Source organism: Streptomyces fradiae (assembly GCF_041270065.1).
Classification (GTDB): Bacteria; Actinomycetota; Actinomycetes; order Streptomycetales; family Streptomycetaceae; genus Streptomyces.
This window is the reverse complement of the sequence record NZ_CP065958.1, coordinates 3,793,823-3,819,148: the sequence shown is the minus strand read 5'-3', so window position 1 is coordinate 3,819,148 and position 25,326 is coordinate 3,793,823. Positions and strand designations below refer to the sequence as shown.

The 25,326-nt window shown below is 73.7% G+C and carries 27 protein-coding genes, 1 pseudogene and 1 riboswitch; of the genes and pseudogenes, 12 read left to right on the top strand and 16 right to left on the bottom strand.

Annotated features, from left to right (window positions below):
- Positions 1-53: 53 nt before the first annotated feature.
- From JAO84_RS17325 to JAO84_RS17305, 5 genes are all read right to left on the bottom strand, one after another.
- Positions 54-1,559: an APC family permease gene (locus tag JAO84_RS17325; RefSeq protein WP_370413699.1), complete on the bottom strand. Its 1,506-nt coding sequence runs from the start codon at positions 1,557-1,559 to the stop codon at positions 54-56.
- Between the two features lie 262 nt (positions 1,560-1,821).
- Positions 1,822-3,864, bottom strand: coding sequence for an FUSC family protein (locus JAO84_RS17320; RefSeq protein WP_370413698.1), 2,043 nt, complete (start codon positions 3,862-3,864; stop codon positions 1,822-1,824).
- 58 nt (positions 3,865-3,922) lie between these two features.
- Positions 3,923-4,159 (bottom strand): DUF2630 family protein, encoded by a 237-nt coding sequence (locus JAO84_RS17315; protein ID WP_370413697.1) that lies wholly within the window; start codon positions 4,157-4,159, stop codon positions 3,923-3,925.
- Between the two features lie 79 nt (positions 4,160-4,238).
- The gene (locus JAO84_RS17310) at positions 4,239-4,691 is read right to left on the bottom strand and encodes a hypothetical protein (RefSeq protein WP_370413696.1); all 453 of its coding nucleotides are present in this window, start codon (positions 4,689-4,691) and stop codon (positions 4,239-4,241) included.
- The gene (locus JAO84_RS17305; RefSeq protein WP_370413695.1) at positions 4,688-5,140 is read right to left on the bottom strand and encodes a hypothetical protein; all 453 of its coding nucleotides are present in this window, start codon (positions 5,138-5,140) and stop codon (positions 4,688-4,690) included. Before JAO84_RS17305 ends, JAO84_RS17310 begins: the two co-directional genes overlap by 4 nt.
- 97 nt (positions 5,141-5,237) lie before the next feature.
- On the opposite strand from JAO84_RS17305, the gene JAO84_RS17300 reads away from it, so the two are divergent.
- From JAO84_RS17300 to JAO84_RS17290, 3 genes and pseudogenes are all read left to right on the top strand, one after another.
- Positions 5,238-5,711 carry an Rrf2 family transcriptional regulator gene (locus JAO84_RS17300; protein ID WP_370416792.1) on the top strand — a complete coding sequence of 158 codons (474 nt, stop codon included), beginning with the start codon at positions 5,238-5,240 and terminating at the stop codon, positions 5,709-5,711.
- Between the two features lie 3 nt (positions 5,712-5,714).
- Positions 5,715-5,993, top strand: a pseudogene (locus tag JAO84_RS17295) (RidA family protein); the annotation flags it as partial.
- Positions 5,994-6,099: 106 nt separating this feature from the next.
- Complete coding sequence (locus tag JAO84_RS17290; protein WP_370413694.1) at positions 6,100-6,504, top strand: hypothetical protein; 405 nt, start codon at positions 6,100-6,102, stop codon at positions 6,502-6,504.
- Positions 6,505-6,565: 61 nt separating this feature from the next.
- On the opposite strand, the gene JAO84_RS17285 is transcribed toward JAO84_RS17290, so the two are convergent.
- On the bottom strand, positions 6,566-6,937 hold the full coding sequence (locus JAO84_RS17285) for a VOC family protein (RefSeq protein WP_370413693.1): 372 nt from the start codon (positions 6,935-6,937) through the stop codon (positions 6,566-6,568).
- 131 nt (positions 6,938-7,068) lie between these two features.
- Here JAO84_RS17285 and JAO84_RS17280 point away from each other — a divergent pair, with 131 nt between their 5' ends.
- Positions 7,069-7,536, top strand: a complete 468-nt coding sequence (locus tag JAO84_RS17280) for a helix-turn-helix domain-containing protein (protein ID WP_370413692.1) — start codon at positions 7,069-7,071, stop codon at positions 7,534-7,536.
- A 37-nt stretch (positions 7,537-7,573) separates the two neighbouring features.
- A complete protein-coding gene (locus JAO84_RS17275; protein WP_370413691.1) occupies positions 7,574-8,125 on the top strand; it encodes a PP2C family serine/threonine-protein phosphatase in 552 nt (183 codons plus the stop codon).
- Here JAO84_RS17275 and JAO84_RS17270 read toward each other — a convergent pair.
- The 4 genes from JAO84_RS17270 to JAO84_RS17255 form a co-directional block, all read right to left on the bottom strand.
- On the bottom strand, positions 8,119-8,403 hold the full coding sequence (locus JAO84_RS17270; protein ID WP_370413690.1) for a type II toxin-antitoxin system RelE/ParE family toxin: 285 nt from the start codon (positions 8,401-8,403) through the stop codon (positions 8,119-8,121). The two genes, JAO84_RS17275 and JAO84_RS17270, sit on opposite strands and share 7 nt — an antisense overlap.
- Positions 8,400-8,660: a type II toxin-antitoxin system Phd/YefM family antitoxin gene (locus JAO84_RS17265; protein WP_370413689.1), complete on the bottom strand. Its 261-nt coding sequence runs from the start codon at positions 8,658-8,660 to the stop codon at positions 8,400-8,402. Before JAO84_RS17265 ends, JAO84_RS17270 begins: the two co-directional genes overlap by 4 nt.
- 106 nt (positions 8,661-8,766) lie before the next feature.
- A complete protein-coding gene (locus JAO84_RS17260) occupies positions 8,767-9,399 on the bottom strand; it encodes an FMN reductase (protein ID WP_370413688.1) in 633 nt (210 codons plus the stop codon).
- A 2-nt stretch (positions 9,400-9,401) separates the two neighbouring features.
- The gene (locus JAO84_RS17255) at positions 9,402-10,487 is read right to left on the bottom strand and encodes an LLM class flavin-dependent oxidoreductase (RefSeq protein WP_370413687.1); all 1,086 of its coding nucleotides are present in this window, start codon (positions 10,485-10,487) and stop codon (positions 9,402-9,404) included.
- 128 nt (positions 10,488-10,615) lie between these two features.
- Here JAO84_RS17255 and JAO84_RS17250 point away from each other — a divergent pair, with 128 nt between their 5' ends.
- The 3 genes from JAO84_RS17250 to cobM are packed head-to-tail and all read left to right on the top strand — an operon-like array spanning position 10,616 to position 12,804.
- On the top strand, positions 10,616-10,750 hold the full coding sequence (locus tag JAO84_RS17250) for a DUF6126 family protein (protein ID WP_362526901.1): 135 nt from the start codon (positions 10,616-10,618) through the stop codon (positions 10,748-10,750).
- A 60-nt stretch (positions 10,751-10,810) separates the two neighbouring features.
- On the top strand, positions 10,811-12,058 hold the full coding sequence (cbiE, locus tag JAO84_RS17245; RefSeq protein WP_370413686.1) for a precorrin-6y C5,15-methyltransferase (decarboxylating) subunit CbiE: 1,248 nt from the start codon (positions 10,811-10,813) through the stop codon (positions 12,056-12,058).
- Positions 12,055-12,804 (top strand): precorrin-4 C(11)-methyltransferase, encoded by a 750-nt coding sequence (gene cobM / locus JAO84_RS17240; RefSeq protein ID WP_265865108.1) that lies wholly within the window; start codon positions 12,055-12,057, stop codon positions 12,802-12,804. Before cbiE ends, cobM begins: the two co-directional genes overlap by 4 nt.
- Before the next feature lie 30 nt (positions 12,805-12,834).
- Here cobM and JAO84_RS17235 read toward each other — a convergent pair whose 3' ends face one another.
- Positions 12,835-12,909, bottom strand: coding sequence for a 50S ribosomal protein bL37 (locus tag JAO84_RS17235; RefSeq protein ID WP_099895366.1), 75 nt, complete (start codon positions 12,907-12,909; stop codon positions 12,835-12,837).
- Between the two features lie 121 nt (positions 12,910-13,030).
- Here JAO84_RS17235 and JAO84_RS17230 point away from each other — a divergent pair, with 121 nt between their 5' ends.
- Positions 13,031-13,807 (top strand): hypothetical protein, encoded by a 777-nt coding sequence (locus JAO84_RS17230; RefSeq protein WP_370413685.1) that lies wholly within the window; start codon positions 13,031-13,033, stop codon positions 13,805-13,807.
- Here the strand turns inward: JAO84_RS17230 and JAO84_RS17225 are convergent.
- A complete protein-coding gene (locus JAO84_RS17225; RefSeq protein WP_370413684.1) occupies positions 13,794-14,351 on the bottom strand; it encodes a GNAT family N-acetyltransferase in 558 nt (185 codons plus the stop codon). The two genes, JAO84_RS17230 and JAO84_RS17225, sit on opposite strands and share 14 nt — an antisense overlap.
- A 42-nt stretch (positions 14,352-14,393) precedes the next feature.
- On the bottom strand, positions 14,394-15,539 hold the full coding sequence (locus tag JAO84_RS17220) for a cobalt-precorrin-5B (C(1))-methyltransferase (protein ID WP_370413683.1): 1,146 nt from the start codon (positions 15,537-15,539) through the stop codon (positions 14,394-14,396).
- 33 nt (positions 15,540-15,572) lie between these two features.
- On the opposite strand from JAO84_RS17220, the gene JAO84_RS17215 reads away from it, so the two are divergent.
- The gene (locus JAO84_RS17215; RefSeq protein ID WP_370416791.1) at positions 15,573-16,307 is read left to right on the top strand and encodes a cobalt-precorrin-6A reductase; all 735 of its coding nucleotides are present in this window, start codon (positions 15,573-15,575) and stop codon (positions 16,305-16,307) included.
- A 37-nt stretch (positions 16,308-16,344) separates the two neighbouring features.
- Positions 16,345-17,976 (top strand): serine hydrolase, encoded by a 1,632-nt coding sequence (locus JAO84_RS17210; RefSeq protein WP_370413682.1) that lies wholly within the window; start codon positions 16,345-16,347, stop codon positions 17,974-17,976.
- On the opposite strand, the gene cobJ is transcribed toward JAO84_RS17210, so the two are convergent.
- The 3 genes from cobJ to JAO84_RS17195 all read right to left on the bottom strand — a co-directional run bounded on the left by cobJ (position 17,948) and on the right by JAO84_RS17195 (position 21,374).
- A complete protein-coding gene (gene cobJ / locus JAO84_RS17205) occupies positions 17,948-19,381 on the bottom strand; it encodes a precorrin-3B C(17)-methyltransferase (protein WP_370416790.1) in 1,434 nt (477 codons plus the stop codon). The genes JAO84_RS17210 and cobJ overlap by 29 nt on opposite strands.
- 65 nt (positions 19,382-19,446) lie before the next feature.
- A complete protein-coding gene (locus JAO84_RS17200) occupies positions 19,447-20,100 on the bottom strand; it encodes a precorrin-8X methylmutase (protein WP_265865113.1) in 654 nt (217 codons plus the stop codon).
- Entirely contained in the window at positions 20,097-21,374 is a 1,278-nt protein-coding gene (locus tag JAO84_RS17195; RefSeq protein ID WP_370416789.1) for a cobalamin biosynthesis protein CobG, read from the bottom strand. Before JAO84_RS17195 ends, JAO84_RS17200 begins: the two co-directional genes overlap by 4 nt.
- 64 nt (positions 21,375-21,438) lie before the next feature.
- A riboswitch (cobalamin riboswitch) is annotated at positions 21,439-21,578 on the top strand.
- Between the two features lie 38 nt (positions 21,579-21,616).
- On the opposite strand from JAO84_RS17195, the gene cobN reads away from it, so the two are divergent.
- A complete protein-coding gene (gene cobN / locus JAO84_RS17190) occupies positions 21,617-25,243 on the top strand; it encodes a cobaltochelatase subunit CobN (protein ID WP_370416788.1) in 3,627 nt (1,208 codons plus the stop codon).
- The last annotated feature ends 83 nt before the right edge of the window (positions 25,244-25,326 follow it).

The following is a 25,326-nucleotide window of genomic DNA, read 5'->3' as shown; positions in this document are numbered from 1 at the left end:
GGCGTTCGGGCGGCTCCGGTGCCGCCGCCCGGTACCTCGCAGGCGACAGGCGGTCAGAAGTCCGTCGCCAGCGACTTGTCCTCCCGGCGCGCCCGCGGCGAGTCCGGCGCGGCGAAGGGTTCGGCCGCGGCGAGCACGCGGGCCGCGTCGAGGCGGGCCGGCCGGTAGTAGGCGCTGCCCTTCCGCCAGTACACGAGCATCGGGACGACACCGAGGGCGAGGCCGCCGAGGCCGATGGTCAGCGAGGTGGTGGACAGCTCGCCGAGCGACTCGACGAAGGCCCACAGCATGAACGCCGAGCCGAGCAGCGGCCACGCCCCGCCGAGCAGGAACTCCTTCACGGAGCGCAGCAGCAGACCCTTGTAGGCGACGACGGCGGCGATGCCGGCGAGCGCGTAGTAGAAGGCGATGAGCAGGCCGATCGCGCGCACCGCGTCGCCGAGGACCTGGCCGACCGAGCCGGCGGCGGCCGCGGCCGCGAACATCACGAGCGCGGCGGCGCCGACGACGGCGATCGCCACCCACGGGGTGTTCCAGCGGCGGTGGACGGTGCCGAGGGCGGCGGGCAGGGTGCGGTCGCGGCCCATCGCGAACAGCGAGCGGGTGACCTGGATGAGGGTGGTCTCCAGGGTGGCGACGGTCGACAGGAGCACCGCGAGGATCAGCAGCTTGCCGCCGACGCCGGGCCAGATCTCCTGTCCGAGGACGGCGAGGACGTTGGCGCCGCCGCGCTCGATGCGGTCGGCGCTCAGCAGCACGTTGACGGCGACGGTGAAGGCCTCGAAGAGCAGGAAGACGACCCCGACGCCGACGAGCGCGGCGAGCCCGGCGGTGCGCCGGCTGTTCCGGGTCTCCTCGCTGAGGTTGCTGGTGACGTCCCAGCCCCAGTAGTAGAAGGCGGCGATCAGCGCGCCCGCCGCGAAGCCGGACGGCCCGCGGAACTGGTCGAGGCCGAACCACGACCAGTCGAAGGCGGTCGCGTGCCCGTGGTGCGCGAGGGCGGCGAGCAGGAAGACGACGAGGAGCAGCAGTTCCAGGCCGGAGAGCAGGAGTTGGGCGCGGACGGTGAGCCGGACGCCGCCGAGGACGACGAGCAGCATCATCAGGAACCAGCCGGCGCCGACGAGCGAAGCGAGCACGGTGTCGTCGGCGAGTCCGGCGTCGAACAGCGAGAGCGTGAGGGACCCGGCGGGCAGCGAACCGGCGACCATGAACACGGTCGTGGCGAGGACGAGCGCCCAGCCGGAGAGGAAGCCGAGGAAGGGGTGGAGGGTGCGGCCCACCCAGGAGTATCCGGCGCCCGCGTTGACGTCGATCCGGCCGAGCCGGGCGTAGGCGAGGACGATGCCGAACATCGGTATCGCGCAGTAGAGCAGCGACGCCGGTCCGGCGAGGCCGACCGCGCCGAACAGCACGGCGGTGGTCGCGGCCAGCGAGTACGCGGGGGCGCTGCCCGCCACGGCCATCACGAGGGTGTCGAACGTGCCGAGGGCGTTGGGCTGCAGGCCCCGGCCGGGGGATCTGCCGGAACTGCCGGAACTGCCGGGAGCTGTGCGCATGGCGGTGTCCTCGGGTACGCGGGGAGCGGGGGGAGGGGTACGGCGTGGGGAGGCGTGCGGCGTGGGGACGGGTGCGGCGTGGGGACGGGCAGGCGGGGACGGCGTGATCGTGCCACCAGAGCTCGCTCGTGGCCGGAAAGGGGCGCGGATCACGGTGAATTCGAGCGCATCGTAGTCGTACCCGTGAGTTCCGGTAACGGCGGTGGGAGGGTTCGGTTCCGCAACCGCCGGTAACCGCTTCCGTACGCCCCTTTGGCCGGGTTTACGGCGCGGGAGGCGCGGAAGAGATGGCGCGCGCCGCGCGCACCTCCTGCCGGAGCGGGCCGAGCACGCCCTCCTCGTCGCCGCCGAGATCGGCCCGTACCTCCACGAGCACGTCGCTGGAGCGCAGCCCGTCCGCCAGCTCCCGCAGCTGCTTCTCCACGGCGGCCACCTCGGCCGGTTCGGGCGGTGGAGCGCCGTGGTCGACGCGGATCCGGGCGGCGGTGGTGGCGTCCACGATCCGTTCGACGGCGATGGCGAGCGGCCACCACGCGGCGGCGAGGTCCCCGGCGGGCGGCGGTTCGGTCAGCGCGCGCTGGAACTCCGAGCGTACGGAGGACATGTCGCGGTACAGCTTGCGGCGGGCGCGGTGCCGGGCGGTCGGGTCGTCGTTCTGACCGGACAGGGGCGCGGCGAGGGCAGCGGGGGCGAAGGCCAGGGTCACGTACGCGGCGGTGTCCGCGACCGCGTCCGCGAGCCGGTCCGCGACCCGGGTGTGCCAGGACTCCGGCCACAGCAGATAGCCCGCGACCAGCGCGATGCCGCAGCCGATCAGCGAGTCGTACAGCCGCGGCAGGACGAGGTCGAAGCCCTGGTGGTTGAGCAGGTCGGAGAGGAGCAGGATGACCGGGGTGATGGCGGCGGTCTGGAAGGCGTACCCCTTCGCGGAGAAGGCCGGGATCAGCGCGGCGAGCACCACCATCACCGGCACGTCCCACCACCCGCGCGGCACCGAGGCGAGCAGCGGCGCGGCGATGACGAGCCCGCCCGCGGTGCCGAGGGCGCGCAGCACCGCGCGCGAGAACACCGAGCCGAAGTCCGGCTTCAGGACGAACGTGACGGTGAGCGCCACCCAGTACGAGCGGGGCACGGCGATCAGCGACACCAGCGCCTGCGCGAGCCCGATGCACAGCGCGAGCCGCAGGCCGTAGCGCCAGGAGGCGCCGGAGAGCAGCACGTTGCGGGCGGTGCGCCGGATCCGTACGCGCAGCGCGGCGGGGCGGCCGAGCCGGTCGTCCACGTTGTGCGGGTCCGGCTCGGTCCGGTGCACGACGCTCGCCGCGTGCCGCAGCGCCGTGTCGACGGCCTTCTCGGAGGGCCGGCGGGCCTCGGGCAGCTTCAGCTCGTACGGGCGCCGGCCGGCGCGGTCCCGCTGCCCCTCCCGTCCGACCCTGTCGGCGAGTTCGTGCACGGCGGCCGGGATCTCCGGCGGCAGCGGCCGGTGGAACCGGCGGGCCGCGAGATGGGCGGCGGGCGCGGCCTCCAGGAGCGGGATGAGCACGTTGAGCTCGGCGAGCAGCCGCACCAGGGTGGGCGCCCGGCCGTGCTGCCGGGCACGGCGGGCGAGCACCAGGTCGTAGGACTGGTTGAGCGAGCCGGTGACGGCCTGCCGCTTCTCGTCGTACGCGTCGGTGCCCGCGGCCTCGAAGAGTTCGGCGACCGCCCGGTAGGTCCCGGCGACCGCCGTCCGCTCCGGCGCGCCGCCGCGCAGCGGCCAGCCGAGCAGGGTGAGGGCCAGGACCACGACCCCGCCGAGCCCGAGTAGCAGCGGCGCCTTCCACCACGGGTCGGGCATCGGCAGACCGGCGCCGACCACCGCGTTGAGCAGGAGCAGCAGACCGGAGACGGAGGCGACGGCGCCGATCGACGAGATCATCCCGGAGACCAGCGCGACGAGCGTGAGCGCGGCGACGGCGAGCCAGCCATGGCCGAAGACCAGGGTGCCGAGGGTGACGCCGAGGGCGCCGAAGAGCTGCGGTACGGCGATGTTGAAGAACCGCATCCGGTACGCGTCGGCGGTGTCGCCGATGACCCCGGACAGGGCGCCCATCGACACGAGCGCCCCGTACGCGGGCTGCCCCGCGGCGAGTCCGGCGGCGAGCGGCGCGGCGAGCGCGACCGAGGCGCGGCCGACGGCCGGCCAGGGTACGGGCGTCGGCTGCGGGCGCAGACCGGCGGTCAGCCAGGCGGGCGGGGAGAGCCGTGGGGACTGCCTCGACCGCTCCGATCGCTCTGACCGTTCCGATTGCGCCGATTTCGCCATGGTCAAACGTTACGGCGGAGGCGAGCCACGTGGAGCAACGGCCCGGTCAGGTGCCCGGTCAGCTGCGGTAGCCCTCGACCTCGGCCGCCGGGCGGACGGCGGCGGTGTCCGGGTCCTCGCCGAACTCGGCCTTGGCGCGGCGCTGCCGCAGCAGGTCCCAGCACTGGTCGAGCTGGACCTCCAGCTCGGCGAGCCGGGACCGCTCCTCGTCACGGAGGCCGCCGACGCGCTGGCGCAGGGAGCGTTCCTCCTCGACGAGAGAGCCGATGTTCTCGAGGATCTCGTCGTTCTCCATGTCTTCCAGCGTGGCCGATCGGCGCCAGCTCCGCGAGGCGGGCGGACGCCGATCGGGTACGCAGGACGGGTCGATGCGCTCAGTGCCGCAGGGCCTGGGCGATCTGGGCCTGGGTGGCCCCGGAGAGGGTCCGGTTGCTGCGGGCGGTGCCGGTCTTGGACTGCCCCGGCGCCACGCCGTCGATGTTGAGGACGACGGAGTCGAGGAAGTTCCCGTCCGCGTCACGGAAGTTGACCATCACCGTGTAGTCGGCGGCCTTGTCCGTGGGGTTGGTCGCGGTGATCTCGGCGACCGTGCGGTCCCCGTCCGTGGACGTCGACCCGGCCTTCACGTCGCCGGTCGCGTTGATCCCGTCCTTGACCTCGTCCATCTTCTGCTGCGCGGCCGAGGCCACTGCGGCGGTGGCGGAGGAGACGATCTCGCCCGCCTTGTCCGCGGCCTCGTCGCAGCCGGTCAGGGCGACCGGACCGAACACGGCCAGGGCGAGGAGCGCGGCGGCCGGGGCTGCCGGGGCCGTACGACGCCGGCTCACCAGGTCTCACTCCCGTAGTCCTTGTCCGCCGCCAGCGCCCAGATGACGAAGACGGACACCGCCATGGAGAACAGCGCCCACCACGGCTGGTACGGCAGGAAGAGGAACTGCGCCACGATGTTCAGCGAGGCGAGGGAGATACCCGCGATGCGGCCCCACTCGGCGCCCTTGAGGATGCCGGCGCCGGCGATGGCGACGATCACGCCGAGGCAGAGGTGGATCCAGCCCCAGGACGTCAGGTCGAACTTGAAGACGTAGTCGCCGACGCGCGTGTAGATGTCGTCCTCGGCGATGCCGGCGATGCCCTGGAGGATGTCCATGACGCCGGTGACCAGCATGAGGACACCGGCGAACATGGTGCCGCCGGACGCCCAGGCGCCGGACGTCGACTGCTGCGGTTGCCGCGGCTGCCGGGGTGGCTGCTGCGGGGATGCGGTGTTCTGGCTCATGGGCTCATCGTGGGAGCGTCTGTTCGGTTTCGAACCTTCTGCTGAGCCGTACGAGTGACAGGCCTATCCTGGACAGGTAGCATCCAGAATCATGAGGATGAACGAGGGTGTGGAGTGGGCGCTGCACAGCTGCCTCAACCTCGCCTGGATCGGCGAGGAGCGGGCGGTCACGGCCGCCCGGCTCGCGGCGTACCACGAACTGCCCGCGCCCTACCTCAACAAGCAGCTCCAGGCCCTGGTCCGGGCCGGCATCCTGACCTCCGTCTCCGGACCCCGGGGCGGCTTCCGGCTGGCCCGGACGCTCGACCGGATCACGCTGATGGACGTGGTCGTGGCGATCGAGGGCCCCGACGAGGCCTTCCGCTGCACCGAGATCATCGGCCAGGGCCCCGGCGCGGTGACGACGGGCCGCCCGAGCGCAGAGTGTGCCATCGCCGAGGCGATGGGCCGCGCGGAGCTGGCCTGGCGGCGCGAACTGGCCGCGCGGACCCTGGCCGACGTGCGCGCCCAGGCGGAACGGCGGGCGCCGTCGGCGCCGGACCGGATCCGGCGGTGGTTCGCCGCGGCGTGAGTGAGCGCCGGCGCGCCCGTCCCCGGAGACTTCGCCGCCCAGGTCGAGCTGTCCCTGACCAACCTCCGGCACGCCCTCGCGGGCGCGGGCCTCGGCTTCGAGCACGTGGTCCGGCTCGGCTCGTACATCGTCGAGCACGACCTCGCCAAGCTGGAGGTCCTCGGCAAGGCCCTGCACGCCGCCTTCGGCGACCGGCTCCCGGCGCAGACCCTCAGCGGGGTGGCGGCTCTGGCGCTGCCCGGGATGCTGTTCGAGATCGACGCGGTCGCCGTCCGTCCGTAAACGGGCGGGCCTTTATCCGCTCTGATCCACTTGCGGCGGGCGGGGCGGGGGTGTGCCCTGGAGGGTGCACCCTCAGGTGCGCACCGTGCGGGAAAGGAGTTCCGCCATGGCAGCACACGCAGCCGCCCCCGCCCGCAGGCAGTTCAGCACCCACGGCTGGGGACTGCCCGTCCTCGTCGGTATCAGCTACGGCCTGTACGCCCCGGTCGTCGTCCGGGACGGCGGCCCGCTGGCCTGGAGTCAGTTCTGGATCGGTCTGATCAGCGCCGTCGTGCTGGCCGTCGCCATCCACACGCTCCACCGCTACGGCCGGCGGCTGCGGCGCGAGCTGCACGCGGTCGCCTGGGGCGCCCTCGCCGGCATCGCGCTCGGCTACCTGGTGAGCCTCTCCGGCAAGAGCGTGTTCTCCTCGTCGATGCTCGGGCTGATCACCTGTGGGGTGGTGACCGCCGCCACCTTCTACACCTTCTACACCCACGAGGACGCGGTCGGCCGCCCCGCGCCGTACTGACGGGATCCCCGCGAACAGTCCGGCGCTGCCCACCAGGGCGGCGCCGGGCTCGTAACTTCTCCTACTGCCCGCGGGGCTTGGTCTGCTGCACCGCCCAGCGGTTGCCGTCCGGGTCGGCGAAGTAGACGAAGGAGCCCCACGGCTGGTCGTCGATCGGGCTCACGTCGATGCCGCGGCCGGTGAGGTCGGCGTGTGCCTCCTCGATGTCGGTGACGACGACCTGCATGTTGTCCAGGGAGCCCGGGGTCATCTCGGTGATGCCCTTGCCGAAGGCGATCGAGCAGGCCGAGCCGGGCGGGGTCATCTGGACGAAGCGGATCTCCTCGCTGACGGTCACGTCGTGGTCGGCGTGGAAGCCGACCCGTTCGTAGAAGGCCTTGGCGCGGTCGATGTCGGTGACGGGAACGCCGATCAGCTCCAGCTTGATGTCCATGCCCGCCATCATGCGTCGGGCGGTTGCGGGCCGCCCGTTGACCTTCCCCCACGGGGAAGGCCCACCGTGGCGGATGCCGGGCCACGGGGTCCGGTACAGGGAGGCTTCGGGCTTCGGGGAGGCTGGGGACCATGGACGCGCTGCTCACGATCGGCGACTTCGCCCGCGCGACGGGCCTCACGCCCAAGGCCCTGCGCCGCTACGACGAACTGGGCCTGCTGCGGCCGGCCCGCGTCGATCCGTTCTCCGGCTACCGGTACTACGCCGGCGAGCAGGTGGAGCGGGCCCGTCTGGTGGGCTGGCTGCGGCGGATCGGCATGCCGCTGGCCGAGATCGGGCGGGTCTGCGCGCGGTACGAGACGGATCCGGCGGTGCGGCCAGGGCGATCCGTGCCGCCTCCGTTGTGGCCCTTCGCCCCGTCGGGGCGGCGCCCCGTGCCACCTCCGTTGTGGGCATACGTTCCGCAGGGGCTGGGGGTCCCCCCAGGGCGAAGCCGTCGGGGGAGGGTGGGTGGGCACAACGGACGGCGCCCCTTGCCGGGCCTAGGCTTCCGCGCCTGGACGTTCAGCCCGAGGGCGCCGCGCTCGTGGTGCGGGTAGGCCCGGGTGCGGAGCGCGCCCGCATGGGCGCCGTCCCGTGTGCCCACCCTCCCCCTGGCTTCGCCGGGGGGACCCCCAGCCCCAGCGGGACGAATGCCCACACGGGGGTGGCGAACCCCGGCACCGCCCCCGCCGGGGTGCGGGAGGCACCACCCTCACCGCCGCCCTCCTCGCCGGGAACCGGCTCGCGCTCGCCCACGTGGGCGACTCCCGGGCGTACCTGCTCCGGGACGGCGCCCTGCGCCCGCTCACCCGGGACCACACCGTGGTCCAGGTCCTCGTCGACGCGGGCGAGCTCTCGCCGGCGGAGGCGGCCGCCCGCCCGGACCGGGCGCTGCTCCTGAAGGCCCTCGACGGCGCGGCCGTACCGCCGGAACCGCAGCTGGCCCTCCACGAACTCCGCCCGGGCGACCGCCTGCTGCTCTGCACGGACGGCCTCTCGGCCGTGGTCCCGGAGCAGGAGCTCGCCCCCGCCCTCACCCGGGGCGCCGACCCGGCGGCCACCGCCCGTGACCTCGTCGCCCGGGCCCGCGACCGGGGCGCCCCGGACAACGTGGCGTGCGTCGTCGCCGACGCCGTGGATCAGTAGGGGTCTCTCGCCGCCCACCCCGTACCGCCCCCTCGGCGCAGGCGGCCGAGGTGGATCACACTGACCCGGACCTGCAGGTCACTGATCTCGTACAGGACGCGGTAGATCCCGACGTGGATGCGCAGGATCTCGGAACTTCCGAACGAGCCGTCGGGGCGGGGATCGTCTGCCAGGCGGTCGACGGCGGCGAAGACCTGGCGCACCCCGTGGGGGTCGTCCTTGGCGAACCGCTCCGCCTGGACGAGGGCCTCGGGCTCCCAGATGACCTGGTACGTCACGCCTCATCTCCGCCGAAGACGCGGCGAAGTGCCTCGTCGTGCGGGATGCCGGCGGACTCGCCGCGCTCTCGCCGCGCCCGGTAAGCGGCCAGCGCTCGCATCTCCTGGAGCTCAAGAGCGTCGGCGGGGCTGATCAGTATGGCGATGATGTGTCCGTGGTCGGTGATGGCGACCGGCTCGCGGGTGGCGCTGACCTCGCGGGCGATGGCACCGAGCCGGGCGCGGGCCTCGACGATCGAGTAGGTGGTCTCCGTCATGCTCACCACCTTACAGAAGTGTGCACTTTCCTGTGATCGGATCGCGAGGTCCGGGCCTGGTCGACCAGGCCCGGGGTCTGTCCGACCCTGATCCGCCGGACAGGCCCTAGTCCAGGCGCAGATCCGCCAGCCCCGCCAACTGCTGCTCGAACGGCACGACCTCGTCCTCTGCCGCCGCCCGTTCCGGCCGGCCCGCGATCAGTTCGGCGAATTCGGCGCCCGCCCGGTTGATGCGGTTCGGGAGGCCCTCGGTGTATTCGTCGCCGCCCGTGCCCCAGTCCTCCGAGGCCGCGTAGACGGCGGTCGGGGCGACGAAGGCGCGGAGGTACGCGAAGAGCGGGCGCAGGGCGTGGTCCAGGACCAGCGAGTGGCGGGCGGTGCCGCCGGTCGCGCCGAGGAGGACCGGGGTGCCGGTCAGGGCGGTCGGGTCGAGCAGGTCGAAGAAGGACTTGAAGAGACCGCTGTACGAGGCCGTGAAGACCGGGGTGACGGCGATGACCCCGTCCGCGCCCGTGACCTTGTCGAGCGTCTCCTGGAGCTTCTCGGAGGGGAAGCCCGTCACGAAGTTCTTCGCGATGTCGACGGCCAGGTCGCGCAGTTCGACCACCTCGACGTCGACGGCGTACTCCTGCTCGGCGAGCCGGTAGCGGGCCGCCTGGAGGAGCCGGTCGGCGAGCAGCCGGGTCGAGGACGGGCTGCTGAGGCCGGCGGAGACGGCGACCAGCTTCAACGTACGCACGGTCAGACCTCCTGGTTCTGGGCCTGCTGGACGGCCGGGTGGAGCGGGGCGGTGGCGGGGACGTCGGCCGGGCGCAGGTTCTCGAACTCCTTGCGCAGCACCGGCACGACCTCCTCGCCGAGGATGTCGAGCTGCTCCAGGACGGTCTTCAGGGGCAGTCCGGCGTGGTCGATCAGGAACAGCTGGCGCTGGTAGTCGCCGACGTAGTCGCGGAAGGACAGGGTGCGTTCGATGACCTCCTGCGGCGAGCCGACGGTCAGCGGGGTCTCGCGGCTGAACTCCTCCAGGGACGGCCCGTGGCCGTAGACCGGCGCGTTGTCGAAGTACGGGCGGAACTCCCGTACCGCGTCCTGCGAGTTCTTCCGCATGAAGACCTGCCCGCCGAGCCCGACGATCGCCTGCTCGGGCGTGCCGTGCCCGTAGTGGGCGTAGCGCTGGCGGTAGAGCCGGATCATCTTCTCGGTGTGCTGCTTCGGCCAGAAGATGTGGTTGGCGAAGAAGCCGTCACCGTAGTAGGCCGCCTGCTCGGCGATCTCGGGCGAGCGGATGGAGCCGTGCCAGACGAACGGCGGGACGCCGTCGAGCGGGCGCGGGGTGGCCGTGAAGCCCTGGAGCGCGCTGCGGAACTTGCCCTCCCAGTCGACCACGTCCTCCCTCCACAGCTTGTGGAGCAGCGCGTAGTTCTCGATGGCGAGCGGGATGCCCTGGCGGATGTCCTGCCCGAACCACGGATAGACCGGGCCGGTGTTGCCGCGGCCCATCATCAGGTCGACGCGGCCGTCGGCGAGGTGCTGCAGGGTCGCGTAGTCCTCGGCGATCTTCACCGGGTCGTTGGTGGTGATCAGGGTCGTGGAGGTGGAGAGGATCAGGTTCTCCGTGCGGGCCGCGATGTGCCCGAGGAGCGTGGTCGGGGAGGACGGCACGAACGGCGGGTTGTGGTGCTCGCCGGTCGCGAAGACGTCGAGCCCGACCTCTTCGGCCTTGAGCGCGATGGCGACGGTGTTCTTGATCCGCTCGTGCTCGGTGGGGGTGCGGCCGGTGGTGGGGTCGGTCGTCACGTCACCGACGGTGAAGATCCCGAACTGCATCGTGCTCACCTCTCGCGGGGTCCGCTGCTGATCACATTGGATCGCTATTGGTTGAATTTTAAACTGTCTCGCTCAACGGCGCCACCCGCCGCCCTATTCCCCCGCAATTCACCCGTACTCTGGTGGGCATGGCGGACTTCGATCTGGAACGGTGGAAAGAGCGGGGCGTGATGCTCCGCGTCTTCATCTACGTGTTCGTGACCCACGCCCTCGCCGGCTTCATCTGGCTGCTCTTCTACGTGGGCGAGCACGCCCCGAAGTGACCCGCGAGTGACCCACACCGCGTAGCGGCCGACCGGCAGGGCTCACGTAGAGTCGCCGACGTGAACGCTGCGACATCGGTGCCCGCCATATCGGTCGTCGGGATCGGCGCGGACGGCTGGGACGGGCTCCCCGAGGCCTCCCGCCGCACCCTCCGCGCCGCCGACGTCCTGATCGGCGGCCCCCGCCAGCTCGACCTGCTGCCGTCCGCCGAGTGCCCGGGCGAGCGCGTCCCCTGGCCGAGCCCGCTGCGCCCCGCGATCCCCGGCCTGCTCGCCGCCCACCAGGGCCGCGCCGTCGCCGTCCTGGCCAGCGGGGACCCCATGTTCTACGGAATCGGGCGCACCCTCGCGGAGACCGTCGGCCCCGACCGGCTCCGCGTCCTGCCGCACCCGTCCTCCGTCTCGTACGCCTGCGCCCGCCTCGGCTGGGCCCTGGAGCACACCGAGACGGTCTCGCTCGTCGCCCGTCCGCTCGACGCGCTCACCGCCGCCCTCCACGACGGGCGGCGGCTCCTCGTCCTCGGCGAGGGGCCCGAGAGCCCCGCGCGGGTCGCCGCGCTGCTGCGCGAGCGCGGCTGGGGCGGCACCCGGATCCGGGTCCTGGAGCAGCTCGGCGGCCCGGCCGAGCGGGTCCTCGACGGCACCGCCGCCGACTGGCCGTACGAGCGGACCGACGCCCTCCACGTCCTCGCGCTCCACTGCCTGCGCGACCCGGCCGCCACCGCCCCGCGGCTCGCCCTCACCCCCGGCCTGCCCGACGAGGCGTACGAGCACGACGGCCAGCTCACCAAGCGGTACGTGCGCGCCGCGACCCTCGCCGCGCTCGCGCCCGCGCCCGGCGAACTCCTCTGGGACGTCGGCGGCGGCTCCGGCTCCATCGGCATCGAATGGATGCGGGCACACCGCGCCTGCCGGGCCGTCGCCGTGGAGAAGTCGGAACAGCGGGCGGCGCGGATCTCCCGCAACGCGGCCGCCCTCGGCGTACCGGGCCTGAAGGTGGTCACCGGCCCCGCGCCGGCCGCCCTCGCGGACCTTCCGGTCCCCGACGCGATCTTCATCGGCGGCGGACTCACCGCCCCCGGCCTGCTCGACGCCTGCTGGGACGCGCTCCCGGCCGGCGGCCGGCTCGTCGCCAACACCGTGACCCTGGAGTCCGAGGCGCTGCTCGCCCGGTGGTACGGCCGCCACGGCGGCGAACTGATCCGGCTCGCGGTCGCCGCCGCCGTGCCGGTCGGCGGCTTCACCGGCTGGCGCCAGGCCATGCCGGTCACCCAGTGGTCCGTAACGAAGGGTTGTACAGAGGAATGACCGTCTACTTCATCGGCGCGGGCCCCGGCGCGGCCGACCTGATCACCCTGCGCGGCGCGCGGACCCTCGCCAAGTGCGGCGTCTGCCTCTACGCGGGCTCGCTCGTGCCGCGCGAGCTGCTCGCCGAGTGCCCGCCGGACGCGAAGCTGGTCGACACGGCGAACCTGGACCTCGACCGGATCGTCGCGGAGATCGCCGCCGCGCACGAGGCGGGCCAGGACGTGGCGCGGCTGCACTCCGGCGACCCGTCCGTGTTCAGCGCGATGGCCGAGCAGATGCGGCGCCTGGACGCGGCCGGCATCCCGTACGAGGTCGTGCCCGGCGTCCCGGCCTTCGCCGCCGCCGCGGCCGCTCTCAAGCGCGAACTGACGGTCCCGACCGTCGGCCAGACCGTCATCCTCACCCGCATCGCCCAGCAGGCCACCCCCATGCCGGACGGCGAGGACCTGGCCACCCTGGGCCGCAGCGGCGCGCTTCTCGTACTGCACCTCGGCGCGCGGTACGTCGACCGCATCGTCGCCGAGCTCGTCCCGCACTACGGGACCGACTGCCCGGCCGCCGTCGTCGCCATGGCGTCCCGGCCGGACGAGGTGGTGCTGCGCGGCACCCTGGAGGACATCGCCGCCCAGGTGAAGGCGGCGGGCATCACCAAGACCGCCGTGATCGTCGTGGGCCGCACGCTGGCCGCCGCCGAGTTCCGCGACAGCCACCTCTACGACCCGGCCCGGGACCGCCACACCTGCTGAAGCGCGAGCGGCCCCCGCGGCCGGACGGACTCAGGCGTTGGGCCGCTTGCCGTGGTTCGCCTTCTTCTTCTTGCGGGCCCGCTTCTTGTTGCCGCGCTTCGCCATGGGACTCCCTTTCGGTTCTTCCGGTAACGCGTAGGGGACTGCCGTGGCCAGCCTAGGGTCGGGGGCGGGGGCCCGCATGCGGAATCGCCCGACTGTCAGTGCCGTGCGCTTCCATGTCCCCGTGACCGTCTACGACGTGGCCCGGGCGCTGCCGGGCATCGGGGAACTGCGCGACCACTGCCGGGGGCTCGCGATGCTGGAGGCCGTGCTGAGCCCGGAGTGGGACGGCAGGTACTACTCGTTCGACGCCCACTGGGCGGAGGGCGAGGAGCTGGCCTCCATGCGGGACGGTCAGGGCGACGAGTTCCGGATCGTCTTCTCGGCGGCGGGGGCCTACGCGGAGGGCTTCGCCCACGAGGCCCCGATGAGCCCCTGGGCGCAGCAGGACGACCCGGAGGTCTGGCTGGGCGTCCTGGACTCCGTACCGGAGGCCTTCCGCCCGTACGTCTCCGAGGCCGAGGACGGCGAGCCGGCGCCGGCCGTCACCGCCTGCCTCTGGCGTGAATCCGCCGACGCCGCCTGGCGCACCGGCACCATCGACTTCCCGGCCCGGGGCGACGGCGAGCCGGACGGCGCCGATCACCTCTTCGAGCTGCTCGTCGACCGCTCGGCGGAGGCGTACGCGGAGTGGGCCGCCGACTACTACGAGACGGAGGTCGACGTCGCGGCCGTCCGCCACGTCCTGGCGCTGGAGCCCCTGACGCAGGAGGTCGTCACGGTGCTCAACCCGGAGCTGGAGCTCGCCGACCTCGCCGAGGACATCGCGGAGATCGGCTATCCGCAGGACGAGGAACTTCCGTTCCCGCCGGTCACCGAGGCCGAGCCGGCCGCAGGCCGCGCCGAGCTCGCGGAGCTCCACGCCGAGCACGAGCGCCGCAGAGCGCTCAGGCCCGAGTAGTCCCCCACTCCGGCGCCAGCGCCGCCATCACCGTCGCGTCCACCCGCTCCCCCTCCCACAGCAGCGCCCCGCGCAGCACGCCCTCCGCGCGGAAGCCGGCCTTCTCGTAGGCCCGGCGCGCCCGCGGGTTGAAGGCGTACACCTCAAGGGAGACCCGGTAGAGGCCCACGGCCTCGAAGCCGTAGCCGACGATCAGCCGGGTCGCCTCGGTGCCGAGGCCGTGGCCGAGGACGTCCGGGGCGAGGCAGATGCGGAAGTTGCAGCTCTCGTTGGCCTGGTCCCAGTCGTTCAGCACCACCTCACCGACCACCCGCCCCGTCGCCCGCTCCACCACCGCCAGGTCGAGCCGGTTGCTCTGCGCACCCCGCGACCCGTACCAGGCGCGCAGCGCGGACTCCTCGAAGTCGGCGTGGGAGCCGGTGAGCCGGCCGATCTCGGGGTCCTGAAGCATCGGGAGGAGCGCGGGGACGTCGTCCTCGGTGACGGGGCGGAGCACGACGAGTTCGCCGGTGAGCGTGGGCTTGTGCGAGAAGTCGGTCGTCATGCGGGCATTGTCCGGAGCCGGTCGGCCCCGTGTCCCGCGGTTTTACGCATCGTGCGCATCGGGCGCGGCGCCCGGTCCCCTCACCTCAGACCGGCCCACCACCGTGCCCGCACGGTCGATGCAGATGACGTCGACCGCGACCGGGGCGCCGCGGAGGACGGTGAGGGCCTCGTCGCGGGCGCGGGCGGCGACGAGGTCGCCCAGGGGCACCCCGGCGGCCTCGCAGAGGCGGAGGGCGGCGAGGCCGGTGTTGGCGGTGGCGATCTCCGCGGCCAGGGGGTCGGACGCGCCGCCCGTGCGGGCGAGGGCGGCGAGGAAGGGCTTGTCGACCTGGGAGCGGGCGGAGTGGAGGTCGAGGTGGCCGGCGGCGAGTTTGGAGAGCTTGGCGAAGCCGCCGCAGATGGTCAGCCGGTCCACGGGGTGGCGCCGCACGTATTTGAGGACGGCGCCCGCGAAGTCGCCCATGTCGAGCAGGGCGATCTCCGGCAGGTCGTACAGCTCGGTGACCGTGCGCTCGGAGGTGGAGCCGGTGCAGCCGGCGACGTGGGTGAGGCCGCCGGCGCGGGCCACGTCCACGCCGCGCCGGATCGAGTCGATCCAGGCGGAGCAGGAGTAGGGCACGACGATGCCGGTGGTGCCGAGGATGGACAGGCCGCCGAGGATGCCGATCCGGGGGTTCCAGGTGGAGCGGGCGATCTCGGCGCCGTCGTCGACGGAGAGCGTGATCTCGACGTCGCCGGTGCCGCCGTGCGCGGCCGCGACCTCGGCCACGTGCTCGCGCATCATCTGGCGCGGGACCGGGTTGATCGCCGGTTCGCCGACCTCCAGGGGCAGGCCGGGCAGGGTGACCGTGCCGACCCCGGGACCCGCCCGGAAGACGACGCCGGAACCGGGCGGCAGGAGCCGTACCGTCGAGCGGATCAGCGCGCCGTGCGTGACGTCCGGGTCGTCGCCCGCGTCCTTCACCACACCGGCGGTGGCCGAGTCCGTGCCGTCCAGGGACTCCACCGCCAGCGCGAACCCCGGCGTCTGGCCCTTCGGCAGCGTGATCGTCACCGGGTCCGGGAACTCGCCGGTGAGCAGCGCCGTGTACGCGGCGGTCGTCGCCGCCGTCGCACAGGCACCGGTCGTCCAGCCGGGCCGCAGACCGGTGTGCTTGAGTTGGGCCGCACGCCCGCCGGCACTCACGAACGGACCCCCCGGACTCCCATGCGGCCTCTCCTGCACGTACTCATTCTCGGCGGGACGACCGAGGCCCGCGCCCTCGCCGGGCTGCTGCACGACGACGTGCGCGTGACGAGCTCCCTCGCCGGGCGGGTCGCAACGCCCCGGCTGCCCGCCGGGGAGGTCCGGATCGGCGGCTTCGGCGGCGCGGACGGGCTCGCCGCGTGGCTGCGCGAGCACTCCGTGGACGCGGTCATCGACGCCACCCATCCCTTCGCCGAGCGGATCAGTTTCAACGCGGCCGGGGCGGCCGCCACCGCCCATGTTCCCCTGCTGGCCCTGCGCCGTCCCGGCTGGGTCCCGGTGGAGGGGGACGACTGGCACGAGGTGGCCTCGCTGGAGGCCGCGGCCGCCGCCCTCGACGGGCTCGGCGACGGGGTCGACAGGGTCTTCCTCACCACCGGGCGGATGGGACTCGCCGCCTTCGCCGACCGCCCCGAGTGGTTCCTCGTCCGCTCCGTCGACGCCCCCGAGGCCCCGATGCCGGCCCGCACCGAAGTCCTCCTGGACCGGGGCCCGTTCGGCCTCGACGGCGAGCGCGAGATCCTCTCCCGCCACCGCATCGACGTCCTCGTCACGAAGGACAGCGGCGGCGCCGCGACCGCCCCGAAGCTCCAGGCCGCCCGCGAGGCCGGCATCCCGGTCGTGGTCGTCCGCCGCCCGCCCGTGCCGCAGGGGGTCCCCACGGCAGCCACCCCCGAGGAAGCGGCGGCCTGGGTCCGGAAGGCCTGAGCGCGACAGACGCGGCCGGGCGGCCTTCAATGGAGAAATGAGCACCGCTCACCGGAGTACCGCTCGCCGGAGTGCCGTTCGACGGCTTGCCACGGTCGGTCTCGCGGCCCTCCTCGGCGCCACCGCCCCCACCCTGGCCGGCGCCGCACCCGGCCCCACCCCGACCCCCACCCCGCCTCCACCGTCCCCGCCGCCACCCCAGCCCCCGCCCCAGCTCGACGACGCGGACGTGAACCGGGCCGTCGGCCGGCTCGACGGGGTCGTGCGGGACGCGATGAAACGCACCGGCGTGCCCGGCGTCGCCGTCGCCGTCGTCCACCAGGGCAAGGTCGTCCACCTCAAGGGCTACGGCGTGCGCAAGGCCGGCGAGCAGGCCGCCGTCGACGCCGACACCGTCTTCCAGCTCGCCTCCGTCTCGAAGCCGATCGCCTCGACGATCGTCGCCGGCGCCGTCGGCACCGACGGCTGGACCGAGCCCGTCGCCCCGCACGTGCCGGGCTTCGCCCTGAAGGACCCGTGGGTCACCTCCCACGTGACCGTCGAGGACCTCTTCTCGCACCGCAGCGGGCTCCCCGACCACGCCGGGGACCTCCTCGAAGACCTCGGCTACGACCGCGCGTACATCCTGTCCCACCTGCGCCACGAGCCCCTCGCACCGTTCCGCGCGAGCTACGCCTACACCAACTTCGGCCTGACGGCGGCCGCCCAGGCCGTCGCCGACGAGAAGGGCGTGCCCTGGGAGAAGCTGGCCGACGACATCCTCTACAAGCCGGCCGGCATGGACGCCACCAGCTCCCGCTTCGCCGACTACGCGAACTCCCCCGACCGCGCCTGGGGCCACGTCCAGGTCGACGGCGCGTGGAAACCGGAGTTCGTCCGCGACCCCGACGCCCAGTCCCCGGCCGGCGGGGTCAGCTCCTCCGCCCGCGACATGGCGACCTGGCTGCGCCTCCAGCTCGCGAACGGCGAGCTCGACGGCCGGCGGATCGTCGACGCCGAGGCCCTGGAACGCACCCACTGGCCCGAGTCGGTCTCCAACCCGCCGCACGCCCCCGCCGCCCGCACCGGCTTCTACGGCCTGGGCTGGAACGTGAGTTACGACGACGAGGGCCGGCTCCGCCTCTCGCACACCGGCGCGTTCGCCTCGGGCGCGCACACCAACGTGACGATGCTGCCCGGCGAACAGCTCGGCATCGTCGTCCTCACCAACACCTCACCGGTCGGCGTCGCCGACGCCGTCGCCCTCGACTTCTTCGACATCGCGCAGACCGGCGAGATCAGCCGCGACTGGATCCCGCTCGTCGACGCGCTCTACCAGCAGGAGGCGGACGCCGGCCGGTCGAAGACCGACTACGCCCACCCGCCCGCCGACGCGGCCCCCGCGCAGGCCGCCGCCACCTACACGGGCCGCTTCGCCAACGCGTACTACGGCCCCGCCGAGGTCGTCGCCGCCCCCGACGGGACCCTGACGCTCCGCCTGGGGCCGAAGTCCCAGTCGTATCCGCTGACGCACTACGACGGCGACACGTTCAGCTTCGAGACCCGCGGCGAGAACGCCGTCGGCCGCACCGGGGTCACCTTCGCCTCGGACGGGAAGTCGTTCACCGTCGAGTACCTCGACACCGAGGGCCTGGGCACCTTCACCCGTAACGCCGCGGCGTCCAGGTGATCGTGCGGCCGTCCGCGCGCTCCGTGACCTGCGTCTGCGACGACCCGACGAGCAGCAGCGTGCGCATGTCGACCTCGGCGGGCTCCAGGCTCTTCAGGGTCAGCACGCGCACCGACTGCTCCGGACCGCCGACGTCCCGCGCCACGACCACCGGGGTCTCCGGCGCCCGCAGTTCGAGCAGCAGCTCGCGGGCCGCGGCGACCTGGTGCGTACGGGACTTGGAGCCCGGGTTGTAGATCGCGAGGACCAGGTCGGCCTCGGCGGCGGCGCGCAGCCGGCCGGCGATGACGTCCCAGGGCTTGAGGCGGTCGGAGAGGGAGATGGTGGCGTAGTCGTGGCCGAGCGGGGCGCCCGCGGCGGCGGCCGCGGCGTTCGCGGCGGTCACCCCCGGGAGGACCCGTACGGGCACGTCGGCGTAGCGCTCCTCCGCCGCGATCTCCAGGACGGCCGTGGCCATCGCGAAGACGCCCGGGTCGCCGCCCGACACGACGGCGACGCGCCGCCCGCGCCGGGCCAGGTCGAGGGCGAACTCGGCGCGCTCCGACTCGACCTTGTTGTCGGAGCCGTGGCGGCGCTGCGAGGCGCGCAGGACCGGGACGCGGTCGAGGTAGGTGGTGTAGCCGACGAGGTCGTCGGCGTTGACGAGCGCGCCGCGCGACTCGGGGGTCAGCCAGGGCGCCCCGGCCGGGCCGGTGCCGACGACCACGACCTCGCCCTGCTCCCGTACGGGTGCCTGCTGGTCGATACGGGAGGGCAGCACGGCCACCGAGAAGTACGGGACCGACTCCGGGTCGATGTCGGTGAGCCGCCCGGTGCGCTCGCCCGCCATGAACGCCCGCTCCACGTACCGCGCGTCGTCGATCCGCCCGGCCCGCTCCAGGGCCCGCTTCACGGTCGGGAAGGTGCGGCCGAGCTTCATCACGACGGCCGAGTCGGTGCCCGCGAGCCGGGCCGTCAGCTCGTCCTCCGGCAGCGTGCCGGGGACGATCGTCAGCACCTCCTCGGCCTCGCACAGCGGCTCGCCGAGCCGCGCCGCGGCGGCGCTCACCGACGTCACGCCGGGGATGACGGTGGTGTCGTAACGGTCCGCGAGGCGCTTGTGCATGTGCTGGTACGAGCCGTAGAACAGCGGGTCGCCCTCGGCGAGCACGGCGACGGTGCGGCCGGCGTCGAGGTGCGCGGCGAGCCGGGCCGCGGCCTCCTCGTAGAAGTCGTCGAGCGCGCCCCGGTAGCCGCCGGGGTGGTCGGTGGTCTCCACGGTGAGCGGGTACATCAGCCGCTCCTCGACGTGGTCCTCGCGGATGTGCTCGGCGGCGATGGAGCGCGCGATGGACCGGCCGTGGCGGGCCGAGTGGTAGGCGATGACGTCGGCGCCGGCGATGGCCTTCACGGCGGCGACGGTCATCAGGTTCGGGTCGCCGGGCCCGAGCCCGACCCCGTACAGCTTGCCCTTGGCCACCTGGATGTCGCTCACTTCTGGATCTCCGCTTCGTGCGCGAGGGCGTTGAGCGCGGCCGCCGTCATGGCGCTGCCGCCGCGCCGGCCGCGGACCACCAGGTACTCCAGGCCGAGGGTGTTGGCGGCGAGCGCGTCCTTGGACTCGGCGGCGCCGATGAAGCCGACCGGGATGCCGAGCACGGCCGCCGGCTTCCCGGCGCCCTTCGCGATCATCTCCAGGAGGTGGAAGAGCGCGGTCGGCGCGTTGCCGATGGCCACGACGGAGCCCTCCAGGCGGTCCCGCCACAGCTCCATGGCGGCGGCCGAGCGGGTGGTGCCGAGCTCGGCGGCGAGCCCCGGCACGGCCGGGTCGGAGAGGGTGCACAGCACGTCGTTGTCGGCGGGCAGCCGCTTGCGGGTGACGCCGCTGGCGACCATCTGCGCGTCGCACAGGATCGGCGCGCCGGCGCGCAGCGCGGCGCGGGCGGCGGCGACCACGCCGGGGGAGTACGCGAGGTCCCGGACGAGGTCGGTCATGCCGCACGCGTGGATCATGCGCACCGCGACGGTGGCGACGTCGTCGGGCAGCCCCGCGAGGTCCGCCTCGGCGCGGATCGTGGCAAAGGACCGGCGGTAGATCTCCGCCCCGTCCTTCTCGTACTCGAACATCGTGTCGCTCTCGCTCATCTCGTGGTGGTGCGGGCCGTGGCTATGGCTTCGTGGAGGGAGGTACGGGGGGTGGGCGCGCCGTTCACCAGGTAGGCGCCGTCGCCGGTGGTTCCGGTGGCGCCCGTCGCGAGGACGTCGACCCACGTGCCGTGGGGGTGGCCGCAGCGGCGCTCGCACCCGGAGAAGTGCACGGGCAGCGGGCCGGCGGGCGCGCGGACGGCCTCCGCCCGTACGTCGGCGAGTGACTTGGCGCAGCCGGGCCGCCCGGTGCAGGCGGTCACGCCGACGGCGGGGGCGTCGGGGGCGGTGACGAGCCCGTGCGCGGCGAGCTCCGCCGGAGTGGCCGTGGGTTCGGCGAGGACCACTCCGCGCCAGGGCGTGAGCCGGACCTCGGCGGCCGGGAGCAGGGCCCGCGCCTGGGCGGCGGTGAGCCGGCCGAGCGGCGCGAGCACATGCAGGGCGTCGGCGCCGAGCGGCCCGGGGGCGAGCGGCGCGGCCTGCGGGGTCTGTGGATCTTGTACGGGCTCCGCGGCGATCCCGGCGGCGCTCAGGGCGGCGGCGAGCTCCGGCGCGTACCCCTCGGGCAGCTCGCGCACCCGCCAGGCACCGTTTCCGGCCGCCTCGGCGGTGTCGAGGAAGGCGAGCGCGACGGCGAGCGCGGCGCGCGGCGCGTCGGCGCCGGAGACCCGGAGGGTCTGCCCGGCGCACCGGATCAGCGCGGCCCCGCCCTCCGCTGATCCCGCCGCCGATCCCGCCGCTGCGAGCAAGGTCACATCCCCGCCGAGCCCGGCGACGTCCCCGCGCCCGTCGTCCAGGACGAACAGGAACCGCCCCGAAAGCGCCGCGGCGCGCGGCGTCGCACACAGCAGCCCGTCGAGCTCCCGCACCCACAACTGCACGTCTCCGTGCCCGAGTCCGTCAAGCCCGGCGGCCGGCGAGGCGACCAGATTCCGCACCCGTTCGTGCGTCTCGGACGGCAACAGCCCGCCCCGCCGCAGCCGCGCGGCCAGCTCCGCGCCGCACCCGTCCCCGAGCCCCCGCAGCTCGGCGTTCCCGCGCGAGGTGATCCCGATCCCGCCGTCGCCCAGCTCTTCGGCGGCCGCGGCCAGCACCTCGACCTGATGATCCGTCAACCTCCCGCCGGGCAGCCGGAGTCGGGCGAGGAACCCGTCATCGGCGCGATGCAGACGCAGCGCCCCGGGGCAGGCGTCACCGCGGTCCCGTATGAGAGGTTCGTCCTGTCCGGGGCGTCCGGACGAGGTGTGTCGGCTGGCGGGCATGGCGGCGAGCATACCCACGCGTTTCCCGCCCCCACCCTGTGATCAGCACCCCACCCCATCGCGGGACGAACCCCATAGGATGCAGATCGGCATGGGGTCCCAGGACCCCGGGGAGGAAGCCCGGTGAGAATCCGGCGCGGTCCCGCCACTGTGAGCCGGCCTCGGGGCGATCCCGGGTGCCGGCGAGTCAGGAACTCCCGCCGTCCAACGACCACCCGGGGCGCGGACACCCCGAGGAAGGCCTGAGCCTCGCCATGCTCCTGCTGCTGTCGCATTCCGACACCGACCTGCTCAGTGCCCGCGCGGCGAACGCCGCCGCGACCGAAGGCGAGGGCGTGGAGTGGCGGTACGCCAACCCCGCCCGGCTGCCCCAGCACGAACTCCCCGGCCTCCTCGACGGCGCCGAGCTCGTCGTCGTACGCCTCCTCGGCGGCGTCCGCTCCTGGCAGGAGGGCCTGGACGCGGTGCTCGCGGCCGGGAAGCCGGTGGTGGTGCTGAGCGGGGAACAGGCGCCGGACGCGCAGCTCATGGGCGCCTCCACGGTCCCGGTCGGCGTCGCCACCGAGGCGCACGCCTATCTCGCGCACGGCGGCCCGACGAACCTCGCCCAGCTCGCCCGGTTCCTGTCCGACACCGTGCTGCTCACGGGCCACGGCTTCGAGGCCCCGGCGCCCGCGCCGACCTGGGGCGCGCTGGACCGCACGCCCGGCCGGACCGAGGGTCCGACGGTCGCCGTGCTCTACTACCGCGCCCACCACATGAGCGGCAACACCGCCTTCGTCGGCGCCCTCTGCGACGCGATCGAGGCGCAGGGCGCCCAAGCCAGGCCGCTGTACGTGGCCTCGCTGCGGGCCCCCGAGGACGAGCTGCTCGACACCCTCCGTACCGCCGACGCGATCGTCACCACCGTGCTCGCCGCGGGCGGCACCAAGCCGGCCGAGGCGCAGGCGGGCGGCGACGAGGAGGCGTGGGACGCGGGTGCGCTGGCCGCGCTGGACGTGCCGATCCTGCAGGCGCTGTGCCTCACCGGGTCGCGGTCCGCCTGGGAGGAGAACGACGAGGGCCTCTCCCCGCTGGACGCGGCCAGCCAGGTCGCGGTGCCCGAGTTCGACGGGCGGCTCATCACGGTGCCGTTCTCCTTCAAGGAGATCGACGAGGACGGACTGCCGGCGTACGTGGCGGACCCCGAGCGCGCCGCCCGCGTCGCCGGGATCGCCGTCCGGCACGCGCGCCTGCGGCACATCCCGAACGCCGAGAAGAAGCTGGCGCTCGTCCTCTCCGCGTACCCGACCAAGCACTCGCGGATCGGCAACGCGGTCGGTCTCGACACCCCCGCCTCCGCCGTGGAGCTCCTGAAGCGCCTGATCGCGGAGGGCTATGACTTCGGGCCCGTCGAGGACATCCCCGGCCTGGTCTCCGGCGACGGCGACGAGCTGATCTACGCCCTCATCGAGGCCGGCGGCCACGACCAGGACTGGCTGACCGAGGAGCAGCTCGCCCGCAACCCGGTCCGCATCCCGGCCGCCGACTACAAGCGCTGGTACGCCGAGCTGCCCGCCGAACTGCGCGCGCAGGTCGAGGAGCACTGGGGCCCGGCGCCCGGCGAGATGTTCCTGGACCGGTCCCGGAACCCCGAGGGCGACATCGTGCTCGCCGCCCTGCGCCGCGGGAACCTGCTCGTGCTCATCCAGCCGCCGCGCGGCTTCGGCGAGAACCCGATCGCGATCTACCACGACCCCGACCTGCCGCCCTCGCACCACTACCTCGCCGCCTACCGGTGGATCGCCGCCCGGGCCGAGGACGGCGGCTTCGGCGCCGACGCGATGGTGCACCTGGGCAAGCACGGCAACCTGGAGTGGCTGCCGGGCAAGAACGCCGGCCTGTCCGCCGCCTGCGGCCCGGACGCGGCCCTCGGCGACCTGCCGCTCGTCTACCCGTTCCTGGTCAACGACCCGGGCGAGGGCACCCAGGCCAAGCGCCGCGTGCACGCGACGCTCGTCGACCACTTGGTGCCGCCGATGGCGCGCGCCGACTCGTACGGCGACATCGCGCGCCTGGAGCAGCTGCTCGACGAGTACGCGCAGATCAGCAGCATGGACCCGGCGAAGCTGCCGGCGATCCGCGCGCAGATCTGGACGCTGATCCAGGCCGCCAAGCTGGACCACGACCTGGGCATGGCCGACCGGCCGGACGACGACGGCTTCGACGACTTCCTGCTGCACGTCGACGGCTGGCTGTGCGAGGTCAAGGACGCCCAGATCCGCGACGGTCTGCACGTCCTCGGCGGCGCCCCGACCGGCGAGGCCCGGGTCAACCTGGTCCTCTCGATCCTGCGCGCCCGCCAGATCTGGGGCGGCACGCAGGCGCTGCCCGGGCTGCGCGAGGCCCTCGGCCTGGACGAGTCGGCCGCGACCCGCACCACCGCCGACGAGGCGGAGGCGAAGGCCCGTGAGCTGGTCGAGGCGATGGAGGCGGCGGACTGGGACCCGGCCGCCGTCGCGACCGTCGCCGCCGGTCACGTGCGGGCCGTCGCCGACGTCCTGGAGTTCGCCGCCACCCAGGTGGTGCCGCGCCTGGCCGCCACCACCGACGAACTCGCCCACGCCGTGCACGCCCTGAACGGCGGCTTCGTCCCGGCCGGCCCCTCCGGCTCGCCGCTGCGCGGCCTGGTCAACGTGCTGCCGACCGGCCGCAACTTCTACTCCGTCGACCCCAAGGCCGTGCCCTCCCGGCTCGCCTGGGAGACCGGCCAGGCCCTCGCCGACTCGCTGCTCACCCGCTACCGCGACGACAACGGCGAGTGGCCCACCTCCGTCGGCCTCTCCTTGTGGGGTACGAGCGCGATGCGCACCGCCGGCGACGACGTCGCCGAGGCGCTCGCCCTGCTCGGCGTCCGCCCGCTGTGGGACGACGCCTCGCGCCGCGTGAACGGTCTGGAGGCCGTCCCGCTCGCCGAACTCGGCCGCCCGCGCATCGATGTGACGCTGCGCATCTCCGGCTTCTTCCGAGACGCGTTCCCGCACGTCATCGGGCTTCTCGACGACGCCGTGCGGCTTGTCGCCGGTCTGGCGGACGAGTCCGCCGAGGACAACTTCGTGCGCGCCCACGCCCAGGCCGACCTCGCCGAGCACGGCGACGAGCGCCGCGCCACCACCCGCATCTTCGGCTCCCGGCCGGGTACTTATGGCGCCGGTCTGCTGCAGCTGATCGACTCGCGGGACTGGCGCACCGACGCCGACCTCGCCGAGGTGTACACGGTGTGGGGCGGTTACGCGTACGGGCGCGGGCTCGAAGGGCGCCCGGCGCGCGCCGAGATGGAGTCGGCGTACAAGCGGATCGCGGTCGCGGCGAAGAACACCGACACCCGCGAGCACGACATCGCCGACTCGGACGACTACTTCCAGTACCACGGCGGCATGGTGGCGACCGTCCGCGCGCTGCGCGGCACCGCCCCCGAGGCGTACATCGGCGACTCCACCCGGCCCGAGACCGTCCGCACCCGCACCCTCGTCGAGGAGACCTCCCGGGTCTTCCGCGCCCGCGTGGTCAACCCGCGCTGGATCGAGGCCATGCGCCGGCACGGCTACAAGGGCGCGTTCGAGCTGGCGGCGACCGTCGACTACCTCTTCGGCTACGACGCCACGACCGGGGTCGTCGCCGACTGGATGTACGACAAGCTCACCCAGGAGTACATCCTCGACGAGACGAACCAGGCCTTCCTGAAGGAGGCCAACCCCTGGGCTCTGCACGGCATCGCCGAACGCCTCCTGGAGGCCGAGTCCCGCGGCATGTGGGAGAAGCCGGACCCGGAGACCCTGGCCGCGCTGCGCCGGGTGTTCCTGGAGACGGAGGGCGACCTGGAGGGCGACGACGACGCCTGAGGGCCCTGGGTCCGAGGCCTCCGACCTCGCGTTACGATCCCGGCCGCACATGTGTGCGGATCGAGGACGTGACCAGGGGTGGG